The organism is Micromonospora sp. SYSU B005, assembly GCF_055362685.1.
On record NZ_JAXCFU010000006.1, the window covers coordinates 355555 to 375799 of the forward strand.

20 protein-coding genes are annotated in these 20245 nt (G+C 74.7%); 7 read left to right on the forward strand and 13 right to left on the reverse strand.

Annotated elements, in window-relative coordinates; genetic code table 11:
• Nucleotides 1-130: 130 nt before the first annotated feature.
• Both SM452_RS17100 and SM452_RS17105 read right to left on the reverse strand, forming a co-directional pair.
• A complete protein-coding gene (locus SM452_RS17100) occupies nt 131-3154 on the reverse strand; it encodes a bifunctional [glutamine synthetase] adenylyltransferase/[glutamine synthetase]-adenylyl-L-tyrosine phosphorylase (RefSeq protein WP_463840258.1) in 3024 nt (1007 codons plus the stop codon).
• Nucleotides 3155-3156: 2 nt separating this feature from the next.
• A complete protein-coding gene (locus SM452_RS17105) occupies nt 3157-3924 on the reverse strand; it encodes a type 1 glutamine amidotransferase (RefSeq protein WP_463840259.1) in 768 nt (255 codons plus the stop codon).
• Nucleotides 3925-4036: 112 nt separating this feature from the next.
• On the opposite strand from SM452_RS17105, the gene SM452_RS17110 reads away from it, so the two are divergent.
• Nucleotides 4037-4912, forward strand: coding sequence for a S66 peptidase family protein (locus SM452_RS17110; protein WP_463840273.1), 876 nt, complete (start codon nt 4037-4039; stop codon nt 4910-4912).
• A 67-nt stretch (nt 4913-4979) separates the two neighbouring features.
• Here the strand turns inward: SM452_RS17110 and SM452_RS17115 are convergent, their stop codons facing one another.
• Nucleotides 4980-5879 carry a Vgb family protein gene (locus tag SM452_RS17115; RefSeq protein ID WP_463840260.1) on the reverse strand — a complete coding sequence of 300 codons (900 nt, stop codon included), beginning with the start codon at nt 5877-5879 and terminating at the stop codon, nt 4980-4982.
• 181 nt (nt 5880-6060) lie between these two features.
• Between SM452_RS17115 and SM452_RS17120 the strand changes: the two genes are divergently transcribed.
• Nucleotides 6061-6591, forward strand: a complete 531-nt coding sequence (locus SM452_RS17120; RefSeq protein WP_463840261.1) for a hypothetical protein — start codon at nt 6061-6063, stop codon at nt 6589-6591.
• Nucleotides 6592-6873: 282 nt separating this feature from the next.
• On the opposite strand, the gene SM452_RS17125 is transcribed toward SM452_RS17120, so the two are convergent.
• The 4 genes from SM452_RS17125 to glnA form a co-directional block, all read right to left on the reverse strand.
• Nucleotides 6874-7236: a VOC family protein gene (locus SM452_RS17125; RefSeq protein ID WP_463840262.1), complete on the reverse strand. Its 363-nt coding sequence runs from the start codon at nt 7234-7236 to the stop codon at nt 6874-6876.
• 95 nt (nt 7237-7331) lie between these two features.
• A complete protein-coding gene (locus SM452_RS17130) occupies nt 7332-8024 on the reverse strand; it encodes a helix-turn-helix transcriptional regulator (protein ID WP_318335105.1) in 693 nt (230 codons plus the stop codon).
• Nucleotides 8025-8056: 32 nt separating this feature from the next.
• Nucleotides 8057-8482: a DUF350 domain-containing protein gene (locus SM452_RS17135; RefSeq protein ID WP_128138053.1), complete on the reverse strand. Its 426-nt coding sequence runs from the start codon at nt 8480-8482 to the stop codon at nt 8057-8059.
• 81 nt (nt 8483-8563) lie between these two features.
• The gene (gene glnA / locus SM452_RS17140) at nt 8564-9913 is read right to left on the reverse strand and encodes a type I glutamate--ammonia ligase (RefSeq protein WP_091421234.1); all 1350 of its coding nucleotides are present in this window, start codon (nt 9911-9913) and stop codon (nt 8564-8566) included.
• A gap of 205 nt (nt 9914-10118) precedes the next feature.
• Here glnA and SM452_RS17145 point away from each other — a divergent pair, with 205 nt between their 5' ends.
• A complete protein-coding gene (locus SM452_RS17145) occupies nt 10119-11879 on the forward strand; it encodes an NAD+ synthase (protein WP_463840263.1) in 1761 nt (586 codons plus the stop codon).
• Between the two features lie 119 nt (nt 11880-11998).
• On the forward strand, nt 11999-12844 hold the full coding sequence (panB, locus tag SM452_RS17150; RefSeq protein WP_355508129.1) for a 3-methyl-2-oxobutanoate hydroxymethyltransferase: 846 nt from the start codon (nt 11999-12001) through the stop codon (nt 12842-12844).
• Nucleotides 12845-12890: 46 nt separating this feature from the next.
• Here the strand turns inward: panB and npdG are convergent, their stop codons facing one another.
• The 4 genes from npdG to SM452_RS17170 form a co-directional block, all read right to left on the reverse strand.
• Nucleotides 12891-13589, reverse strand: a complete 699-nt coding sequence (gene npdG, locus SM452_RS17155) for an NADPH-dependent F420 reductase (protein ID WP_355508131.1) — start codon at nt 13587-13589, stop codon at nt 12891-12893.
• A gap of 66 nt (nt 13590-13655) precedes the next feature.
• Complete coding sequence (locus SM452_RS17160) at nt 13656-15092, reverse strand: RNB domain-containing ribonuclease (protein ID WP_463840264.1); 1437 nt, start codon at nt 15090-15092, stop codon at nt 13656-13658.
• 61 nt (nt 15093-15153) lie between these two features.
• Complete coding sequence (locus SM452_RS17165; protein WP_463840265.1) at nt 15154-15912, reverse strand: histone; 759 nt, start codon at nt 15910-15912, stop codon at nt 15154-15156.
• A 77-nt stretch (nt 15913-15989) separates the two neighbouring features.
• The gene (locus SM452_RS17170) at nt 15990-16193 is read right to left on the reverse strand and encodes a hypothetical protein (protein ID WP_030273123.1); all 204 of its coding nucleotides are present in this window, start codon (nt 16191-16193) and stop codon (nt 15990-15992) included.
• 182 nt (nt 16194-16375) lie between these two features.
• Between SM452_RS17170 and SM452_RS17175 the strand changes: the two genes are divergently transcribed.
• Nucleotides 16376-17650 (forward strand): M48 family metalloprotease, encoded by a 1275-nt coding sequence (locus tag SM452_RS17175; RefSeq protein ID WP_463840266.1) that lies wholly within the window; start codon nt 16376-16378, stop codon nt 17648-17650.
• Between the two features lie 3 nt (nt 17651-17653).
• Here the strand turns inward: SM452_RS17175 and SM452_RS17180 are convergent, their stop codons facing one another.
• Together SM452_RS17180 and SM452_RS17185 are read right to left on the reverse strand one after the other, a co-directional pair.
• Nucleotides 17654-18607: a hypothetical protein gene (locus SM452_RS17180; protein WP_463840267.1), complete on the reverse strand. Its 954-nt coding sequence runs from the start codon at nt 18605-18607 to the stop codon at nt 17654-17656.
• Nucleotides 18601-18927, reverse strand: coding sequence for a PadR family transcriptional regulator (locus SM452_RS17185; RefSeq protein ID WP_135241405.1), 327 nt, complete (start codon nt 18925-18927; stop codon nt 18601-18603). Before SM452_RS17185 ends, SM452_RS17180 begins: the two co-directional genes overlap by 7 nt.
• Nucleotides 18928-19163: 236 nt before the next feature.
• Between SM452_RS17185 and SM452_RS17190 the strand changes: the two genes are divergently transcribed.
• Nucleotides 19164-19535: a hypothetical protein gene (locus SM452_RS17190; RefSeq protein WP_135241406.1), complete on the forward strand. Its 372-nt coding sequence runs from the start codon at nt 19164-19166 to the stop codon at nt 19533-19535.
• Nucleotides 19532-20017, forward strand: a complete 486-nt coding sequence (locus SM452_RS17195; RefSeq protein ID WP_135241407.1) for a roadblock/LC7 domain-containing protein — start codon at nt 19532-19534, stop codon at nt 20015-20017. The genes SM452_RS17190 and SM452_RS17195 overlap by 4 nt, the downstream gene beginning before the upstream one ends.
• The last annotated feature ends 228 nt before the right edge of the window (nt 20018-20245 follow it).

Genomic DNA, 20245 nt, shown 5'->3' on the forward strand with positions numbered 1-20245 from the left:
GTCCCCCTGCCCCGTCGATCTTGCGGTTGCGGCCCCTCGGGAGCCGGAAATGCCGCTTTCGCCGGGGCCACAAGTGCAAGATCAACGCCGCGGGAGGCGGGCGGGGCGGGGCGGGAGGGGCGGCGTGGGGTTAGAGGGGGGACTCGAGGATTCGCTGGACGACTGTGCGGGAGTGGCGGCCGGTGCGCAGGTACTCGTCGAGGAACTCGCCCTGGTCCTCGCGCCCCAGCAGCCGCACCACCCCGGCCAGCTCCACCCCGTGCCGGGGCAACTGGTCCCCGGCCCGGCCGCGGACCAGCATCAACGCGTCGCGCACCTCGGCGGCGAGCGTCCAGCCGGCGGCCAGCTCGGCGGCGTCGGAGGGGTCGAGCAGCCCGGCGTCGCGAGCGGCGGCGAGCGCGTCGAGCGTACGGGTGCCACGCAGGGCGGGCACCTGACCGGCGTACCGGAGCTGGAGCAACTGCACCGCCCACTCGACGTCTGCCAGCCCGCCCCGGCCCAGCTTGGTGTGGGTGGCCGGGTCGGCGCCCCGGGGCAGCCGCTCGGTCTCCACCCGCGCCTTGATCCGCCGGATCTCCACCACCTGCTCGCGGCTCAGCCCTTCGGCCGGGTAGCGCACCGGCTCGATCATGGCCTCGAACTCGGCGCCCAGGTCGGCGTCGCCGCAGACGAACCGGGCCCGCAGCAGCGCCTGCGCCTCCCACACCCGGGACCAGCGCGCGTAGTACTGCGCGTACGCGGCGAGGCTGCGGACCAGCGGGCCCTGCCGGCCCTCGGGGCGCAGGTCGGCGTCGACGCCCAGCGGCGGGTCGGGGGCGGGCGCGGACAGCAGCCGGCGCAGTTCCTCGGCGATGGCCTGAGCGGCGGCGCTCGCCGCGCTCTCCCCCAGCCCGGGCGGCGGGTCGTAGACGAACAGCACGTCGGCGTCGGAGAGGTAGTTCGACTCGTACCCGCCGAGCCGGCCCATGCCGATCACCGCGAAGCGCAGGCCGGGCGGTCCGGGGTGGACGGTACGGGCGGCGCGCAGCGCGGCGGCCAGCGTGGCGTCGGCGACGTGCGACAACGCGGTGCCGACGGCAGTCACGTCCACCACAGTGGGCCGGCGTTCCCCGCCGCCGACCGGGCGCGAGGTGAGCGGGGCGAGCGAACCGGCGTGGCTGAGCACGTCGGCGGCGGCGATCCGGACCAGCTCCCGGCGGCGCAGCGCGCGGACCGCCCGAATCGCCTCGACCGGGTCGTCGTGGCGGGCGGCAGCGGCGGCGAAGCCCTCGACGAGCGTCTCCCGTGGACGCGGAGTCAGCTCGCTGTCCTCGGCGAGCAGCCGCAGCGCCTCCGGTTCGCGGGCCAGCATGTCGGCCGCGTACCGGGACGAGGACAGCACCCGGGCCAGCCGGCGCGCGACCGGGCCGGAGTCACGCAGCAGGCGCAGGTACCAGGGGGTGCTGCCGAGCTTGTCGGAGACCTGCCGGTAGTTGAGCAGACCACGGTCCGGTTCGGGGGCGTCGGCGAACTCGTCGAGCAGCACCGGCAGCAGCGTGCGCTGGATCGCGGCGGTACGGCTGACGCCGCCGGTGAGCGCCTGCAGGTGCCGCAGCGCACCGGCCGGGTCGGCGAAGCCGAGCACCTCCAGCCGGTGCCGGGCCGCCTCGGGCGTGAGGCGCAGCCCTTCGGCCGGTACGCGGGCCACGGATTCGAGCAGCGGCCGGTAGAGCAGTTTGGCGTGCAGCCGGCGTACCTCGGTGGCGTGGGTGACCCACTCGGCGCGGAACTCCTCGACGGCGCTGCGGCCCGGCGTGGCCACGTAGCCGAGCGCGGCGGCGAGCCAGCGCAGCGCGGCCGGTTCGGTCGGCACGGTGTGGGTGCGGCGCAGGGCTTGGAGCTGGAGCCGATGCTCGACGGCGCGCAGGAAGCGGTAGCCGCGCAGCAGCGCCTCCCCGTCGGCGCGCCCCACGTAGCCGCCGGCGACGAGCGCGCGCAGCGCCGGCACGGTGCCGGGCACCCGCAGCGACTCGTCGCCCCGGCCGTGCACGAGCTGGAGCAGCTGGACGGCGAACTCGATGTCGCGCAGCCCGCCCGGACCGCGCTTGATCTCGCGTTCCAGCTCCTTCGGCGGCACGTTGTCGAGGATCTTGCGGCGCATGGACCGGACGTCCTCGACCGCCTCGGGGCGCTCGGCGGCGGTCCACACGAGCGGGGCCAGCGCGTCGATCCACTCCTTTGCGAGCTCCAGGTCGCCGGCGGCCGGGCGGGCCTTGAGCAGCGCCTGGAACTCCCAGGTGCGCGCCCAGCGCTTGTAGTAGGCGAGGTGGCTGGCGAGCGTGCGGACCAGCGGCCCCCGGTTGCCCTCGGGTCGCAGCGCCGCGTCGACCGGCCAGGCCACCAGCCCGCAGATCTGGATCAGCCGGGTGGCGATCTGGGTCGCGGCGGGCAGGTCGTCGTCGGTGGCGGAGACGAAGATGACGTCGACGTCGGAGACGTAGTTCAGCTCGTCGCCACCGCACTTGCCCATCGCCACCACCGCGAGCCGGGGGCGCGGCGTGCCCTCGGGGAGTTCGTCGGCGGCGATGTCGTAGGCGGCGGCCAGCGTGGCGTCGGCCAGCCCGGACAGCGCCGCCATGGTCTGCTCCAGGCCGCGCCCGCCGGTCAGGTCGGCCGCCGCGATCTGCAGCAGCGAGAGACGGTACGCCTGCCGCAGCAGCGGGACCGCGCCGGTCATCGTGGTGAGCCGGGCGGCGACGCTCAGGTCGAGCCGGCCGTCCGCGGTGGGGGCGAGCCCGTCCGGCTCGGTCGCCAGCACCGCCCACTGCCCGGGGTTGGCGACCAGGTGGTCGCCGAGCGCGGAGGAGGCGCCGAGCACCGCGATCAGCCGGCGGCGCAGCCCGGGGTCGGCGGCCAGGGCGTCGCGTACGGCCACCTCGTCGCCGGAGCGCCGCTCGGACTCGACCAGCCGGTGCAGCTGACGCAGGGCCAGGTCCGGGTCGGCGGCGCGGGACAGCGCGCCGAGCAGCTCGGCGGCGGGTTCGTCGGCGGGCTCCTGGGTGTCGGGCCGCCACAGGGCGAGCCCGTCCGGGCCGAGCAGGTCGGCGGCGCGGGCGGCGCCGTCACCCTCGGCGAATCCGTAGCGGGCCAGGCGCCCGCGGGCCGGCCGGGTCACCGTCAGGCCCCGAGCAGCGGCAGGCTGCGGCGCGGGTTGTCGTCGCCGAGTTCGCCGAGCGCGAGTGCGGCGAACCGGATCGCGAACGGCTGCCACGCCTCCTCGACGTCGGCCATCACCCGGTCGCAGGCGGCCACCACCAGCTCCGGGTCGTAGCCCAGCTCGGCCAGCACGGCCGAGTCGCGGGACCACTCGGCGATCATCGCGGTGTCGCACTCGATGTGGAACTGCAGCCCCCAGGCCCGGTCGCCGAGCCGGAACGCCTGGTGCGGGTAGCGGGTGGACGCGGCGAGCAGCGTCGCGCCGTGCGGCAGCTCGGTGATCTCGTCGGCGTGCCACTGGAGCACGTCGGGCATCAGCGGCACGTACCGGAACAGGGGGTCGTCCTCGGCGGCGTCGCGCCGCCCGACGAGCGTCGGCCCGACCTCCGGGCCGGACGTGCTGCGCTCGACCCGGCCGGCGTGCGCGGTGGCGAGCAGTTGCGCGCCGAGGCAGACCGCGAGCGTGGGCACGCGCTTGCGGACCGCCTTGCGCAGCAGCCCTTCCAGCGCCGGGAACCAGGGTGCGCCCGGAGCCCCGTCGGGCCCCGGGTATGCCTGCTGGTCGCCGCCGAGCACCACGAGCGCGGCGTACCCCTCCAGGTCGTCGGGGAGCGGGTCACCGGCGTGCGGACGCAGCACGCGCAGCTCAAGGCCCCCTTCGGTGAGCCACTCCCCCAGGCGGCGGAGGTCGTCGGTCGGGTCGTTCTCGATCACCAGCGCGGTCGCCACGACGTCGAGGCTAACCGGTGCGGCCGACAGGGCACGGTCCGGCAGGCCCTAGGCTCCGATCGTGCCTGACGACTGTGTGCGCCCACCGGCCCTGCGTCCCGGCGACGCGGTGATGCTGGTGTCCCCGTCCGGGCCGACCCGTCCCGAACGGGTGGCCCGCGGCATCGAGCTGCTCACCGGGTGGGGGCTGCGGCCGGTGCCCGCGCCGAACGCGTACGCCAGGCGGGGTTACCTGGCCGGCGACGACGCGCTGCGGGCCGCGGACCTGAACGCGGCGTTCGCCGACCCGGAGATCCGCGGGGTGATCTGCACCCGGGGCGGCTACGGCGCGCAGCGGGTGGTCGACCTGATCGACATGGCCGCGGTACGCCGGGATCCGAAGGTGGTGGCCGGGTTCTCCGACATCACCGCGTTGCAGTTCGCGCTCTGGCGGGGCGCCCGGCTGGCCGGGGTGCACGGGCCGGGCGCCGCGTGGCGGGACGAGCGCACGCCGGTCCGCTCGGCGGAGTCGCTGCACGCCGCGCTGGCCAGCACCGAGCCGGTGACGGTGGCGGCGGTCGAGGCGGAGGAGACGTACCCGGTGCGGGTGCCCGGGCGGGCCGAGGGCCGGCTGATCGGCGGCAACCTGTGCCTGATCACCGCGTCCATCGGCACGCCGGACATGCCCGACCTGACCGGGGCGATCCTGCTGGTCGAGGAGGTGCAGGAGCCGCCGTACAAGATCGACCGGATGCTCACCCACCTGCGCCGCTGCGGCGCGTTGGACGGGATCGCCGGGGTGGCGGTCGGCCAGTTCACCGAGTGCGCGGACGGCTGGGACACCACAGTCGTGGACGTGCTCACCGACCGGCTGGGCGACCTGGGCGTGCCGGTCCTCGGCGGCCTGCCCGTCGGCCACGGCCCGGGCCAGCTCACCGTCCCGGTGAACACCCCCGCCCTGCTCGACGCCACCACAGGCACCCTGACGGTGACCGCCGCCGTCCGCTGACGCCGAGGCCGAGGCCCGGCGATCATGAAGTTGGCGGCAGCTCAGAGATCCACAACTGCCGCCAACCTCATGATCGACGCGGCGAGGGCGTGAGGTGGGCCACGGCGCCGATCTCCAGGGCCGCCCAGACCGCGCCGTCGGGGGTGACCGTGAGGCCGTGGGGTTCCGAGGCCGGCGTGGGCAGGGTGTGGGCGGTGATGTGGCCGTCGGGGTCGATGTGGCCGATGCGGTTGGCGCCCCACTCGGTGAACCAGCAGCCGCCGGCCGGGTCCGCGACGATCGCGTGCGGGCGCGCCGTCCGGTCCGGCAACGGGAACTCGTCGATCCGCCCGTCCGGCGTGATCCGGCCGAGCTGCCCGGCCACGATCTCCACGAACCAGAGCGCGCCGTCGCCGCCCCGGGTGATGCCGACCGGCCCGGCCGCCTCGGTGGGCAGCGGATGCACTGCCACCTTCCCGTCCAGGCCGACCCGGGCGATCGCGTTCGCCTGGTTGAGCGTGAGCCAGAGCGCGTCGTCCGGGCCGGCCGCCAGCATCGACGGGAAGCCCTTGTCGACCGGCAGCGGGAAGGACGTCACCTCCCCGTCGACGCTCACCCGGCCGATCGTGTCGTCGCTCATGCCGGCGTACCAGAGCGCGCCGTCCGCACCCACCGCCAGCCCGCAGGGGCCGCAGGCGGGCGGCAGCGCCACCGAGCCGGTCTCGCCGTCGACGGTGATCCGGCCGAGCCGGTCGTCGCCCGAGCGGGTGTACCAGAGCGCGCCGTCGGGGCCGCCGACGATGATCAGCGGGCGGCTGCCGGGCGGGTCGTCGCGGTAGGTCCGTACCTCACCGTCGAGGCCGAGCCGGGCGACGCCGCCGGAGCCGGCCAGCGCCAGCCAGAGCGCGCCGTCGGGCCCGACCGTGATCGAGTACGGCCCGGAGCCCGGCCCGGTGAGCGGGATCTCGCGGATGGCGGGCTGTGGCATGGAGTGGCCTTTCGTCGGGTTTCGCCCAGCCTCGCGGGCGCTGCGGCACCCCGGCAACACGAATAATTCGGGCCTTCCGGACGGGATTGCCAGCTCGCTGACAGGTTCGCCACGGGTGGCCCTCAGTTCCGGCGACCACTGTCGGTGACGTCATCGCACCACCACCGAACAGGAGAATCGCATGATCCGCACGATGTCGAAGAAGCACCTGCTGGCCGGCCTGGCCGCCGCCGGCGTGCTCGGCGTCGGGATCGCCGCCCCGACGGTGGCGCTCGCCGACGACAAGAGCCCGAACCCGTCTTCGAGCGCCAGCAGCAGCACCGACCAGGGTGACGACCGCCGCCAGAAGCACGCCGACCGGCAGGCCGAGTTCGCCGAGGCGCTCGCCAAGGAGCTGGGCGTCTCGACCGACAAGGTCACCGCGGCGCTGGAGAAGCTGCACGAGCAGCGCCAGGGCGACCGCCCGGAGCGGCCGGAGCGGCCGTCGACCGAGGACCGGCAGGCCGCGCTGAAGGAGCGGCTGGACCAGGCCGTCACCGACGGCAAGCTCACCCAGGAGCAGGCCGACGCGGTGCTCAAGGCCGCCGAGGCGGGCGTGTTCCCGGGCCCGGGCAAGGGCGGCCACGACGGCCGGCCCGGCCACCACGGCAAGGGCGGCGACAAGGCCAGCAAGGGCGCCGAGGCCGAGCAGGAGGGCCAGGGCGGCAAGTGACGCGGTGGTCCCGCCGCCCCTCACCGGCCGTTCCCTCCTCCTGGCCGGAGCTGAGCGGGGCCACCCCCGGTGGGGGGGGGGCCCCGGGGGCCCCCCCCCCCCCCCCCCGCCCACCAGCCCCCCGGGGGGGGGGGGGGGGGGCGCCCCCCCCACGCCCCGGCCGGTCCCCGCCCCGGGCCGGGCGCGGGGGGGGCCCCCCCCGGGGGGGGGCCCCCCACCGGCCCCCCCCACCACGCCGTTCCCGGTACGGCAGTCCCGACGACGACCACACCCGACGTACTGTCAGCCCTCGGCGGGCGGGGTGAAGACGCCGAACAGATTGCCCGACGGGTCACGCAGCGTGGCGCGCACCAGGCCGGCCGGCGTGGTCATCGGTGCGGTCAGTACGGCGCCGCCGGCCTCCTCGGCCCGGCGGCAGGTCTCCGCCACGTCGGCGACCCGGGCGTAGAAGGTCGCGTAGTTGCCGTCGTCGGTGCCCCGGATCGCGCCGCCGATCCCCGGCTCACCGCCGGCCGTCGTCTGCCGGTACGACAGGCCCGGGCCGCCCTGCTCGAAACTCCAGCCGAACAGCTCGGAGTAGAACCGCTGCACCTCGTCCGGGCGGTCGGAGCCGATCTCGAACCAGGTCACGGGCGTGCTGGACATGCTTCCTCCTCATTCGCGCCGGCGGTCGGCCGGCGTCGTCAGGATTCAGCCTCGTACCGGGCCACGACAGCGTCCTGTCGGTGTTTCCACCCGGATCAGACCAGGGTGAGCGGGCGCACCCGGTCGACCGGCACGTCGAGGTCGCCGGGACGCCACTCCCGGGTCACCGGCTCGGCCAGCGGGTGCACCGACACGATCCGGTCGGTGCGGAAGCAGCGCACACCGTCGCGCAGCCGGCACCAGGCGACCAGGTACCAGTGCACCGAGTTGCCCAGGTAGGCCAGCGGCTCCACGTCGCGCGCCGAATCGGTGCCGCCGCGGTCGGCGTACCGCAGGCGCAGCACCCGCCCGGCGGCGACCGCGTCGGCGACGGCGGCCGGGACGGGTGTGCCCGGTCCGTCGCCGACCAGGTGCACCCGGCCGGCGAGCCGGTGCGCCTCGGCCACCGCGGCGGGCGGCATCACCGCGACCAGTTTGCGCAGCGCGGCGCCGGCCGCCGGGGCGAACGGTGAGCCGCCGAGCCGGTGCAGCGCGACGGCCATCGCCACCGCCTCGGCCGGGGTCAGGTTGACCGGCGGCAACGTGCGGGCCCGGTCGACCACGTAGCCGCCGGTGCGGCCCGGCTCGGCCCAGATCGGCACCCCGGCGCCCTGCAACGCGGAGATGTCGCGCTCGACGGTGCGGGTGCTCACCTCGAAGCGGCGGGCCAGCCAGGTCGCGCTGCGCGGGCGCGGCGACACCGCCCGCAGCTCCTCGACCAGGGCGTAGAGGCGGTCGGTGCGGTTCACCCCCGGAAGCTAACCCGGGGGTACGACACCCCTCAGGCGATGCAGGCGCAGACGATCAGCGCGGCGCCGAAGTGGGTGGCGGCGCTGACCCGGGCGGCCGGGTGCGGCTCGTCGGCGGCGATGACGTCGCCGAGCTTGCCCGGGGTGAGCAGGTCCAGCACCAGGAACGCCAGCGCCATCACCAGCAGGCCGACCAGCCCGAACACCACAGTGGACGCGAGCCCCTTGGTGAACGAGCTGTAGCTGGTCAGCACGGCGGTGAAGACGATGCCGGCGATGCCGAGCTGGTTGGCGGCGAGCAGCAGCGCGGCGTTGCCGTTGCGGCGCACCCAGATCAGCTCCCGCAGCTTGCCCGGGGTGAGCAGGTCGACGAGCAGGAATCCGGCGGCCATCAGGGCGACCCCGACGATCCCGAACACGATGCTCTGCCACGCCCCGTCGAGCAGATCTCCCAGCACCAACGCCTCCCCGGCTCACGCCCGCCCGGCGGTGGTGCCGGGACGGTGCCGCAGACGATAGCGGCACCGCGCCAGCGTGATCTAGAGCGAGAGGTAGCGCTGCCGCTCGTACGGGGTGACCTCGCGGCGGTACTGCTCCCACTCGGAGCGCTTGTTGCGCAGGAAGAAGTCGAAGACGTGCTCGCCGAGCACCTCGGCCACCAGCTCGGAACCGGCCATCACGTCGATTGCCTCGGCCAGGTTCTCCGGCAGCGCCTCGTACCCCATGGCCCGGCGCTCGGCGCTGCTCAGCGACCAGACGTCGTCCTCGGCGCCCGGGGGCAGCTCGTAGCCCTCCTCGATGCCCTTGAGGCCGGCGCCGAGCATCACCGCGAACGCGAGGTAGGGGTTGGTCGCGGAGTCCAGCGAGCGGACCTCGACCCGGGCCGAGTTCGGCTTGCCGTACGCGGGCACCCGCACCAGCGCGGACCGGTTCAGGTGACCCCAGCAGACGTACGCGGGGCTCTCGGTGATCCGGTCCGGCAGCGCCTGCGGGAACAGCCGCTTGTACGAGTTGACCCACTGGTTGGTGACCGCTGTGTACTCGCGGGCGTGGGTGAGCAGCCCGGCGATGAACGACTTCGCGACCTTGGAGAGCTTCATCGGGTCGCCGGCGTCGTGGAACGCGTTGCGCTCCCCCTCGAACAGCGACAGGTGGGTGTGCATGCCGTTGCCGGGCTGGTCGGTGAACGGCTTCGGCATGAAGCTGGCCTGCACACCGGTGGAGAGCGCGACCTCCTTCACCACGTGCCGGAACGTCATGATGTTGTCGGCGGTGGTGAGCGCGTCGGCGTAGCGCAGGTCGATCTCCTGCTGGCCGGGGGCGACCTCGTGGTGGCTGTACTCCACCGAGATGCCGATCCGCTCCAGCGCCAGCACGGCCTGGCGGCGGAAGTCCCGCGCGACGGCGTGCGTGGTGTGCTCGAAGTAGCCGCCGGTGTCCACCGGGACGGGCACCGAGCCGTCCTGCGGGCCGTTCTCCAGCAGGAAGAACTCGATCTCCGGGTGGGTGTAGAAGGTGAAGCCCTTGTCGGCGGCCCGGGAGAGCATCCGGCGCAGCACGTGCCGCGGGTCGGCCCACGACGGGCTGCCGTCGGGCAGCGAGATGTCGCAGAACATCCGGGCGCTCTCGCCGCTGACCCCGCCCTCGAACGGGAAGACCTGGAAGGTGGTCGGGTCCGGCATGGCCACCATGTCCGACTCGAAGACCCGGGCGAAGCCCTCGATCGCGGAGCCGTCGAACCCGATGCCCTCGTCGAAGGCCGCCTCCAGCTCCGCCGGGGCCACCGAGACGCTCTTGAGCGTGCCGAGCACATCGGTGAACCACAGCCGGACGAAACGGATGTCCCGCTCTTCCAGCGTGCGGAGGACGAACTCCTGCTGACGGTCCACTTCCACCCCTCGTGACACGTACGTCCGCACCGGTCGGGCCGGCCCGGCCTGACCGCCCAGTCTCCACCGGGCTCGTTACGCCGACGTTACGCCCTCCCCGGCCGGCCGTCCCGCCGTGTCCGGCCCGCCGGGACGCGCGCGGGGCCCGCCCCGGTATCCCGCGACCTGTCGGATTCGGCCCGGACGGCTGGGGGAAGATGGAGGCATGCCCACCCTGCGTCTCGCCCTGTGCCAGGTCAACCCGACGGTAGGCGACCTCGCCGGCAACGCCGGCCTGGTCCGCGCGTGGAGCCGTCGGGCCGCCGACGCCGGCGCCCAGCTCGTCCTGTTCCCCGAGCTGATGCTCACCGGTTACCCGGTCGAGGACCTGGTGTTCCGCCGCTCGTTCGTGGCCGCGTCCCGCGCCGCGCTGCACCGGCTCGCCGCCGACCTGGCCGCCGACGGCCTCGGTGACCTGCCGGTGCTGGTCGGCTACCTGGACGCGGACGGCCCTCCGCAGGTCAGCTCCGACGCCCAGCCGGGCCGGGGCGCCCGCAACGCGGCGGCGGTGCTGCACCGGGGCGAGGTGGTGGCCACCTACTTCAAGCACCACCTGCCCAACTACGGCGTCTTCGACGAGGACCGCTACTTCGTCGCCGGCGACACGCTGACAGTGGTGCGCGTCGGCGGGGTGGACGTGGCGCTGACCATCTGCGAGGACCTATGGCAGGCCGGCGGCCCGTTCGCGGTGGCCCGGGAGGCCGGCGTCGGGCTGGTGCTGAGCATCAACGGCTCGCCGTACGAGCTGAACAAGAACGACGTGCGGCTGCCGCTGGTGCGCCGGCGCGCCGCCGAGGCCGGGGCCGCCATCGCGTACGTGAACATGGTCGGCGGCCAGGACGAGCTGGTCTACGACGGCGACTCGATGATCGTCGCCGCGGACGGCACGCTGCTGACCCGGGCGCCGCAGTTCGTCGAGCACCTGGTGGTGCACGACCTGGAGCTGCCGGCGGCGACCGGGGCGCCGGGCGAGGCCGGCGCGCTGACCGACGGGATGCGCGTGGTCCGCCACGAGATCCCGGCGATCCCGGCCGCACCGCCCGGCCCGGCGGCCGACGGCGGCATCATCGAGCCGGTCGCCGACGAGGCCGAGGTGTGGCACGCGCTGGTGCTGGGCCTGCGCGACTACGTCGACAAGAACCGCTTCCCCTCGGTGGTGCTCGGCCTGTCCGGCGGCATCGACTCGGCGGTGGCGGCGGCCATCGCTGTGGACGCGGTCGGCCCGGAACGGGTGGTCGGCGTCTCGATGCCCAGCCAGCACTCCTCGGAGCACTCCCGCACCGACGCCGAGGACCTGGCGAAGCGGACCGGCCTGGACTACCGGGTCGAGCCGATCCAGCCGATGGTGGACACGTTCCTGGCGAACATGTCGCTGTCCGGGGTGGCGGTGGAGAACCTCCAGGCCCGGGTACGCGGCGTGATCCTCATGGCGCTGTCGAACCAGGAGGGCCACCTGGTGCTCACCACCGGCAACAAGAGCGAGCTGGCGGTGGGCTACTCGACGCTCTACGGCGACTCGGTGGGTGGCTACAACCCGGTCAAGGACGTCTGGAAGACGCTCGTGTGGCGGCTGGCGAAGTGGCGCAACGCGGACGCGGCGCGACGCGGCCAGACGCCGCCGATCCCGGAGAACTCGATCGGCAAGCCGCCGTCGGCCGAGCTGAGCCCCGGCCAGCTCGACAGCGACACGCTGCCCGACTACGACGTGCTCGACCCGATCCTGATCGGCTACGTCGACGGCGACCTGGGCCGCGACGGCCTGGTCGAGTCCGGCCACGACCCGGCCGTGGTGGACAAGGTGCTGCGGATGGTGGATACCGCCGAGTACAAGCGACGGCAGTCCGCGCCCGGCACCAAGATCTCCATGAAGGCGTTCGGGCGGGACCGGCGGCTGCCGATCACCAACCGGTGGCGCGAGGACGGCTGACCGCTCCTCCGGCCGGGGAGTGACATCCTCCACTCCGACCTGCCCGCGGCCCGCCGCCCGGTGCGACGATCGCGGGGAACCCGGGGACCGCGTGCGCGGCCTCGAGGAAGGAGATTGTCATGGTGGAGTCCACCCCGGCCGAGGTGACCGCCCTCTACGGCGGGCCGGCCACCCGGCGGGTACGCACCCGCGACCTGATCGCCGCCAAGGAGCGCGGCGAGCGGTGGGCGATGCTGACCTCGTACGACCAGTACACGGCCTCGATCTTCGACCAGGCGGGGATCCCGGTGCTGCTGGTCGGCGACTCGGCGGCGAACAACGTCTTCGGCTACGAGACCACGCTGCCGGTGACCGCCGAGGAGCTGCTGCCGCTGGTGCGCGCCGTGGTGCGGGCCACGAAGCACTCGCTGATCGTCGGTGACCTCCCGTTCGGCTCCTACGAGGAAGGGCCGGCGCAGGCGCTGCGGACCGCGGTGCGGTTCATGAAGGAGGGCGGCTGCCACGCGGTGAAGCTGGAGGGCGGGCGGCGCTGCGCCGCCCAGATCGAGGCGATCACCGGCGCCGGCATCCCGGTGATGGCGCACATCGGCTTCACCCCGCAGAGCGAGCACACGCTGGGCGGCTACCGGGTGCAGGGCCGGGGGGAAGCGGCCGAGGAGGTGCTCGCCGACGCGCGTGCGGTGGCCGAGGCGGGCGCGTTCGCGGTAGTGCTGGAGATGGTGCCGGGCGAGGTGGCCAAGCGGGTCACCGCCGAGCTGCCCATCCCCACCGTCGGCATCGGGGCCGGCGCAGACACCGACGGTCAGGTGCTGGTCTGGCAGGACATGGCCGGGCTGCGTACCGGCCGGGCGCCGCGCTTCGTGAAGCGCTACGCCGACCTGGCGGGCGCGCTGACCGACGCCACCCGCCGGTTCGCCGACGAGGTGCGCGGCGGCGAGTTCCCGGCGGCCGAGCACACGTTCTGACGCGAGTACGGCGGGAGCCGGCGCCGGCCGGCTCCCGCCGCGCTCGTCAGAGGTCGGTGACCCGGATGCCGGCGTGCGCCTTGTAGCGCTTGTTGATCGCGATCAGGTTCGCGGTGAACGCCTCGATCTGGTGGGCGTTGCGCAGCCGCCCGGCGTAGATGCCCCGCATGCCGGGGATCCGCGCGGCCAGCGCGCCGACCACGCCCACGAGTTCCCGGTCCTCGGTGCAGATCAGCACGTCCAGGTCGATCCGGTCGATCTCCGGGTCGGCCAGCAGCGGCGCGCTGACGTGGTTGAACGCGGCGCAGACCCGGGACTCGGGCAGCAGCGCGGCAGCCTGCTGCACGGCGCTGCCCTCGGCGACGGTGAGCGCGTACGGGCCCTGCTTGTCGAAGCCGAGCGGGTTGACGCAGTCCACCACGATCTTGCCGGCCAGCGGTCCGGCGAGCGCGGCGACGGTGGCCGCGTGCCCGTCCCACGGCACCGCGACGATCACCACGTCGCTGCGCCGGGCGACGTCCTCGTTGTCCCCGCCGGAGACCAGGGCGCCGTCGGGGATCCCGGGCAGCGCGGCGATCTCGGCGGCGGCCTGGGTGGCCCGCTCCGCGGTGCGGGAGCCGATCAGCACGGTCTGCCCGGCCCGGGCGAACCGGTAGGCGAGACCTCGTCCCTGGTCGCCGGTGCCACCGATGATGCCGACGGTCAGCCCGGAGACGTCGGGCAGCGTGGTCGCGTCGTAAGCCATGGGCTCATCCTCGCAAAGCGGGACCGCGTGCGGTGCATCCCGATGCTGTGACAATGGCCGCGCTGGTCACGCCCGTTCGAAGGCGACCCGGCGCTGGGCCGGGTCGGCGGCGGTGAGGCGTACCCGGACGCGTTCGCCCAGCGGCAGCTCACCGGTGCAGCGGGCGCGTACCGGCGGCTCGTCCAGCGCGATGCTGCCGCCGGGCGGTCGGCCGGTGCGGCCGTTGCCCGCCGGGCGCGGTTCGTCCACGTCGAGCACGGCCGCCTCGAACGTCTCCCCCACCCGGTGCGCGAGCAGCACCGCCTCGGCCAGTTCCACGGCGCCGCGGGTGGCGGCGCCGGCGGTGCGGTCGGTCGCGGCCATCACCTCGGGCAGTTTCGGCAGCGCGGCCCGGACCTGCTCGGGCACCTCGCGGCCCTCGTGCAGCGCCAGGCAGACCTCGGTGGCGTAGCGGTCGGCCAGCCGGCGCAACGGTGCCGTGACGTGCGCGTACGCGGCGGCCACCCCGCCGTGCTCGGGCTGCTCGGGCAGTTCCCCGTCGAACGCGGTGTACGCGGCGCCGCGCATCAGCTCGGCGGCCTGGTCGACGAAGGCCGCGACCCGGGGCTGGGAGGTGTCCAGCCCGTCGAGCACCTGACCCACCGGGGTGCCGTCCGGCCAGGGCACGCCGAGCGGTCCGGCGGCGAGCCGCAGCCGCTCGACCGCCTCCGGCCGGGGCCGGGGCATGGTGCGCAGCAGCCCGATCCGGCCGGCCAGCATGATGTCGGCGGCGGCCATCCCGGTCAGCAGCGAGATCTGCGCGTTGTGCTCCTCCATCGGGCCGGGGCCGCGCAGCACCAGCCGCCACCCGTCGCCGTCGGGCTCGACGTCCTGCTCCGGCAGCGGCAGGTTGATCGCGCCCCGGCTCAGGCCCCGCGCGGTGAGCAGCGCCCCGATCTCGGGCAGCAGGGCGATCGGCTCGGGCAGCCGGCCCGCGTCGGCGTCGCGCTGCACGCCGCCGTAGTCGAGCTTGGCCCGGCTGCGCACCAGCGCCCGCTCCAGCGAGACCGCGACGGTGCCGCCGTCGGCGTCCAGGTCGACGGTCCAGAGCACGGCGGCCCGGTCGGCGTCGGGCAGCAGACTGGCGGCACCCTCGCTGAGCGTGTACGGGTGCAGCGGCACGTTGCCGTCGGGCAGGTAGACCGTCTGCCCCCGGCGCCACGTCTCGGCCTCCAGGTCACCGCCGAGGCGTACGTGGGTCAGGACGTCAGCGATCGCGTACCGGACGCGGTAGCCGCCGCCGGGACGGCGGGTGAGGTGCATGGCCTGGTCGAGGTCGCGCGAGGTCGCCGGGTCGACGGTGACGAACGGGATGTCGGTCCGGTCGGCGACCGCCGGTGGCGGCGCGGCGGCGGCCGCGTCGGCCTCGCGCTGCGCCGCGGCCGGGAAGCTCTCGGGCAGTCCCAGCTCGCGGCGCAGCGCGCCGAAGTCGATACGGGGCGCCAGTACGCGTCGGATCACCACGGGGTAATCCTGACAGCGCCCCGCACGTTCCGCTCCCCGGGAGGGAGCGGTGTCCGCGGCGTCAGGCGCGGCGGGCCGGCGCCTTACGTGCGGTGGTGCTCTTCGCGGCGGTGCTCTTGCGGGCCGGCGCCTTCTTCGCGGCGGTGGTCTTCTTCGCCGTGGTGGTGGTGGTGGTCTTGCGCGCGGTGGTGGTCTTGCGCGCGGGCGCCTTCTTCGCCGCCGCCTTGCGCGCCGTGGGACGCGTCGAGGCGGTGGTCTTCTTCGCCGGCGCCTTCTTCGCCGCCGTGGTCTTCTTGGCGGCGGTGGTCTTCTTCGCCGCCGAGGTGACCTTCCGCGCGCCGGTGGTCTTCTTGGCCGCCGCCGCCGTCGTCTTCTTCGCCGCCGTCGTCGTGCGGGCCGGCGCCTTCTTCGCGGTGGCGGTGGTCCGGGCCGTCGTGGTCTTCCGGGCCGCTGTGGTCTTCTTCGCCGCCGCCGTCTTCTTGGCCGCCGTGGTCTTCTTCGCGGTCGTCTTCTTCGCCGTGGTCTTCTTGGCCGGCGCGCTCTTGGCGGTGGCCCGGCCGGCCGGTGCCGTACGAGCCGCGGTCTTCTTCGCCGTCGTCCTGCTGGTGGTGGTCTTGGTGGCCGGCGCCTTGCGCGCCGCCGACACGACCTTCCTGGCGGCCGCCTTCTTGGCCGCCGCCTTCTTCGCCGGTGTCCGTCCGGCGCCGGCGCCCGAGGCGTTCGGCGACGCCTTGGTGACCGTCGTCGTCCTGCCCGCAGCGGTCCTCTTCGCGGTCGTCCGTTTCGCGGCCGGGCGGGTGGCCTGCTGTGCTTCGGCCATCTCGGTTCCCTTTCCTGGGGACGTGCTCTCGCCCTCGCGGAGCACGGATCACCTCGACGCGGGCCCTCCCGCGCCGTCTAGCGGCCCTCCCCGGCCCAACGGGCGTCCTCGGCGTCCCACGCGTCGTTACGCTCCCGCACTGTCTGCAGGGCGTTGTCCGCGTCGGCGGCTGAGGCGTACGGTCCGAGAACGTGCTTGGCGGGGCACACGTCGGCATCGGTCTCGACCCGGTGGTGTCGCGTGCACCAGTAGTAGTGCCCACCACTTCCGTCGTCGCTCATGCGATCACTGTGCACCGGGAACCGCCCGGCCGCCACCGGAACGGCACAAATAGTCACGGCCTCCTCCACATTAGACCTGGTCGGGGCGGTTGTGGCGGGGAACGGCGGAAGACTCGGAGATGCCCGCACTCGTCCGAACGGCCGGTACCGGCGCCGGTGGGGAACGGACAGGATCGGCGCTCGTGATCACCACGACGACGGGCACGGGGGCCTGTCCGCGATGCGGCGCGACGCCGGTGTCGCTGGACGGGGCGTTGCCCTGGTGCGCCGGCTGCGACTGGAACCTCGACACCTACGACGCGCGCCGGCAGCCGCCGGAGTTCGGCTGGTCCTGGGTCGACCGGCGGACCCACCGGCTCGCCGCGCGGCTCACCCGCCGGCAGTACGCCGCGCTGCTCGGCCGGTCGCTGGAGCGGACCGGGCCCGGGTTCACCGGCGTTCTCGTCGCCGGCATCTCGGTGCTGCTCCTGCTCGGGGTGGCGGGGATCGCGGTGGCCGGGGTGTGGCTGCTGTTCGCGTACCCCTTCCCGAACCTCGCGGTGGTCGGCGGCGTGGCGCTGATCGCGCTCGCGGTGGCGCTGCGGCCGCGTTTCGGCCGGCTCGACCGGGACCTGGACGTGCTCACCGAGCGGGAGGCGCCGGAGCTGCACGCACTGGTCCGGGAGGTGGCGACGGCGGTGGGCGCGCCGATGCCGCACGTGATCGGCGTCGACGGTGCCATCAACGCGTACGCCACGTCGGTGGGGCTGCGCCGGCGGCGCGTGCTCGGCCTCGGGCTGCCGCTGTGGGGCGCGCTGGACGGACCGGCGCGGGTCGCGTTGCTGGGCCACGAGCTGGGCCACTTCGTCAACGGCGACGTACGCCGGGGGCCGGTGACCCAGCCGGCGCTGACCATGCTCGGCAACGCCGCCGACCTGTTCCGGCCGCGGGGCGGGTCCGACGGGGGCGGGCTGCTGGTGATGGTCGGCGAGTGGCTCGGGCACCTGGCGTCCTGGACGCTGTCGCGGCTGCTGTTCGCCGGGCACGTGGTGCTGGTCGCGACCGCGCTGCGGGAGAGCCAGCGGGCCGAGTACCTGGCCGACGAGATGGCCGCCCGCGCCGGCGGCACGGCGGGCGCGACCCGGCTGCTGGACACGACGCTGCGGACCGACTCGGTGGCCACCGCCGTGCGCAACGCGGTACGCGGCGGCCACGGGCCGGACACCTGGCGGGTGGAGACGGGACGCGCGCTGGACGCCGCGGCGCAGCGGCTGTCGCTGGAACGGCAGCTCACCGTCCGGGAGGACGCCTCGCTGTTCGCCGCCCACCCGCCGACCGGTCTGCGGCACCGGATGCTCGGCGCGCGGCCCTGGCAGGACCCGGCGGTGACGCTCACCGAGGCGCGGGGCGCGCGGATCGACGCCGAGCTGGCCCGGCACTACGAGCGGGCCGGGCGGGCGCTGAGCTGGAACGCCTGACGCTCAGGCAGGAATCGGGACGGGTACGGCGGCGGGCGCCGGGCGGGCCGCCGCCATCGCGTACGCCACGGCGTAGGGCGTGCAGGCCAGATAGAACAGCGGCTCGACGAGCACCCGGTCGGTGATGAGGAACCGTTCCCACCCGGTCGGCCGGGGCAGCCCGAACGACGAGTCGGTCCAGCAGGTGAACAGCCAGAGCGGCGCGGAGATCCGGTCGACCGCGTCCGGCGGCAGACCGTCGGCCACGGGTGCGGTGGCCGGGATCGAGGTGACCACCGCGAGCACCACCGCCGCGTCGGCCGCCACCAACGCGCCGAGCAGACCGGCCAGCCACGCGAGGCGGACCCGGCCCCGGCGCGCCAGCGCCCCGGCGGCCCAGAGCGCCGGGACCAGCAGCGCCAGCCAGAGCAGCAGCCCGGGCACCGTCTCCCACACCCGGCTCTCGCCCCGGGCGGCGAGCAGCGCGAGCGTCGCGGTCACCGTCGCGGCGACCGGCAGCACCACGCCGAGCGCGGTGGGCAGCGCCCCCACGCGTACGGTCCGGCGCGCGGCCCGGGTGACGACGAGCGCGAGCGCCGTGCCGAGCAGCGCGGTGAGCGCCGACCAGGCCGGCAGCTGCGCGGCGGCGGCCCACGGCACGCGCATCTCCAGCCACCCGTGGGCCACGCCCGTCACCGCGGCCGCGACCACGAGGACCGCGACGCAGGCCGACGGCGCGAGCAACAACACCCCTGCGGTACGCCCCAGCCGCCGCGACCCGGCCCGCCCGGTCAGTGGCGCGGCCGCCCGGCGCGCCGCCAGGCTCGCGGCGAACCGGAGCATCACCCACCGCTGCCCGGTGCGGGCCAGCTCGTGCAGCTCGGCGGCCCACTCGCGGGCCAGGTCGGCGCGCAGCTCCGCCGGCCACCGGCGTACCGCGACCCGCAGCAGCAGCGCCGCCACCCACCGAGTCACCACGCCGGCGCCCCGGCCGGGTCCGCGCCGCCGGCACGTTCGGAGGGTACGAGGGCACGCAACTCGGCCAGCGCCAGCCGGGCCGACCGGATGCCCTCGCCGGTGAGGCGGTAGTAGCGGCGGGCCGGGCGGCCGGCGGCGACCGGGTCGACGTCCTCCCAGTCGGCGGCGAGCCAGCCCGCTTCCTGGAGGCGGTGCAGCACCGGGTAGAGCGTCCCGCTGGGCAGGCCGGTGAGCCGCATCAGGTCGAGGCCGTAGCGCGGCGCCTCGGGCTCGGCGAGCAGCGCCGAGAGCACCTTCGCCACCGGAATGGTCAGTCGCACGGGCCTACTCTATCGGAACTCTACATAGGGTGGTTGCACCGTCGTAGCAGGACAAACGCTGATCGGCAATGGGACGGCGCGGTCCGTTTGCCGGGACCGGAGGCCGGTCCGGCGGGGACCGCTCAGGTGGATCACCAGCGGCCCGGATGCAGGCCGCGACTCCATATGCGAGCCTCGACGGACGAATCCGCTGTCGCGCTTCCAGCGGACAGCGACCCGAGCTGGGGAGAGAAATCGTGGGCAACCTTGACGTCGCGCTGAAGAACGCGATGAACATCGACGGCGCGATCGGGGCCGCGCTCGTCGACTACACCAGTGGCATGACCCTCGGCGTCGCCGGCGGCACCGGCGAGATCGACCTGACCGTCGCCGCCGCCGGCAACACCGACGTCGTACGCGCCAAGCTGCGCACCATCGAGATGCTCAAGCTCGACGACGAGATCGAGGACATCCTGATCACGCTCGGCAGCCAGTACCACCTGATCCGCCCGCTGAGCAACCGCACCGGCAAGGGACTGTTCCTCTACCTGATGGTCAGCAAGAGCCGGGCCAACCTCGCGATGGCGCGGCACCAACTGCGCACGATCGAGGAGAGCCTGGAACTGTGAGCCGGGTGGACGACCTCCCCCGCCGTACGCGCGCCCAGGCCGGCACCCTGCCGCCACCACAGGCGCTTCCGCGGTCGCTGGCCGGCAACCCGGCACTGCCGTACCCGGCCATCGGCCAGGAACTCTCCGCGCTGCGGTTGCAGATCCCCGGCGTGCACGGCTGCGTCCTCGGCGGCGTCGACGGCCTGCTCGTCACGCACAACCTGCAGAACGGCGCCGACCCGGACGACCTGGCCGCGCTCGCCGCCACCACGTACGGACTCGGCCGTCAGGTCGGGCTCCGGCTCGGGCAGGGCGACTTCCAGCAGTCCACGGTGCGCAACGCGGGCGGCTACCTCAGCGTGTACGCGATCAACGGGCAGGCGCTGCTCGCCGTGATCGGCACGGACAGCATCAACGTGGCGCGGCTGCACCTGCACGCTCCGACCACCGCGGGCCGGCTCGCCGAACTACTCGACGGCGTCAGCCCGGCCACGTCCTGACGTACGCCGGTCGTCCCGGTCCCACCCGTCCGGACCGGAGGCGGCCGGCGTACCCCCGGCTTCTGCCGCTCGGGTGGCGCGGAGGTCGCGGGGCGCGGTCACGCGCTTGGCGCGGCGGTCGCGGCGCGGGGATGCTCCTATAGAAGTCAAGGGGTGTTGAGGGTGGTGAAGTCAGCGAGGAGGGCGGTGTGGACCTCGCGGACGATGTAGCGCTTGAGGCAGCGCATG

What these genes read in the sequence shown, in the direction of transcription:
- SM452_RS17120 (WP_463840261.1), top strand. Translation starts at nt 6,061, where the DNA reads ATGATCCGCACGATGTCGAAGAAGCACCTGCTGGCCGGCCTGGCCGCC.
- SM452_RS17165 (WP_463840265.1), bottom strand. Translation starts at nt 15,912, where the DNA reads ATGGCCGAAGCACAGCAGGCCACCCGCCCGGCCGCGAAACGGACGACC.
- npdG (WP_355508131.1), bottom strand. Translation starts at nt 13,589, where the DNA reads ATGGCTTACGACGCGACCACGCTGCCCGACGTCTCCGGGCTGACCGTC.
- SM452_RS17115 (WP_463840260.1), bottom strand. Translation starts at nt 5,879, where the DNA reads ATGCCACAGCCCGCCATCCGCGAGATCCCGCTCACCGGGCCGGGCTCC.
- panB (WP_355508129.1), top strand. Translation starts at nt 11,999, where the DNA reads ATGGTGGAGTCCACCCCGGCCGAGGTGACCGCCCTCTACGGCGGGCCG.
- SM452_RS17170 (WP_030273123.1), bottom strand. Translation starts at nt 16,193, where the DNA reads ATGAGCGACGACGGAAGTGGTGGGCACTACTACTGGTGCACGCGACAC.
- SM452_RS17110 (WP_463840273.1), top strand. Translation starts at nt 4,037, where the DNA reads ATGCTGGTGTCCCCGTCCGGGCCGACCCGTCCCGAACGGGTGGCCCGC.
- SM452_RS17125 (WP_463840262.1), bottom strand. Translation starts at nt 7,236, where the DNA reads ATGTCCAGCACGCCCGTGACCTGGTTCGAGATCGGCTCCGACCGCCCG.
- SM452_RS17145 (WP_463840263.1), top strand. Translation starts at nt 10,119, where the DNA reads ATGCCCACCCTGCGTCTCGCCCTGTGCCAGGTCAACCCGACGGTAGGC.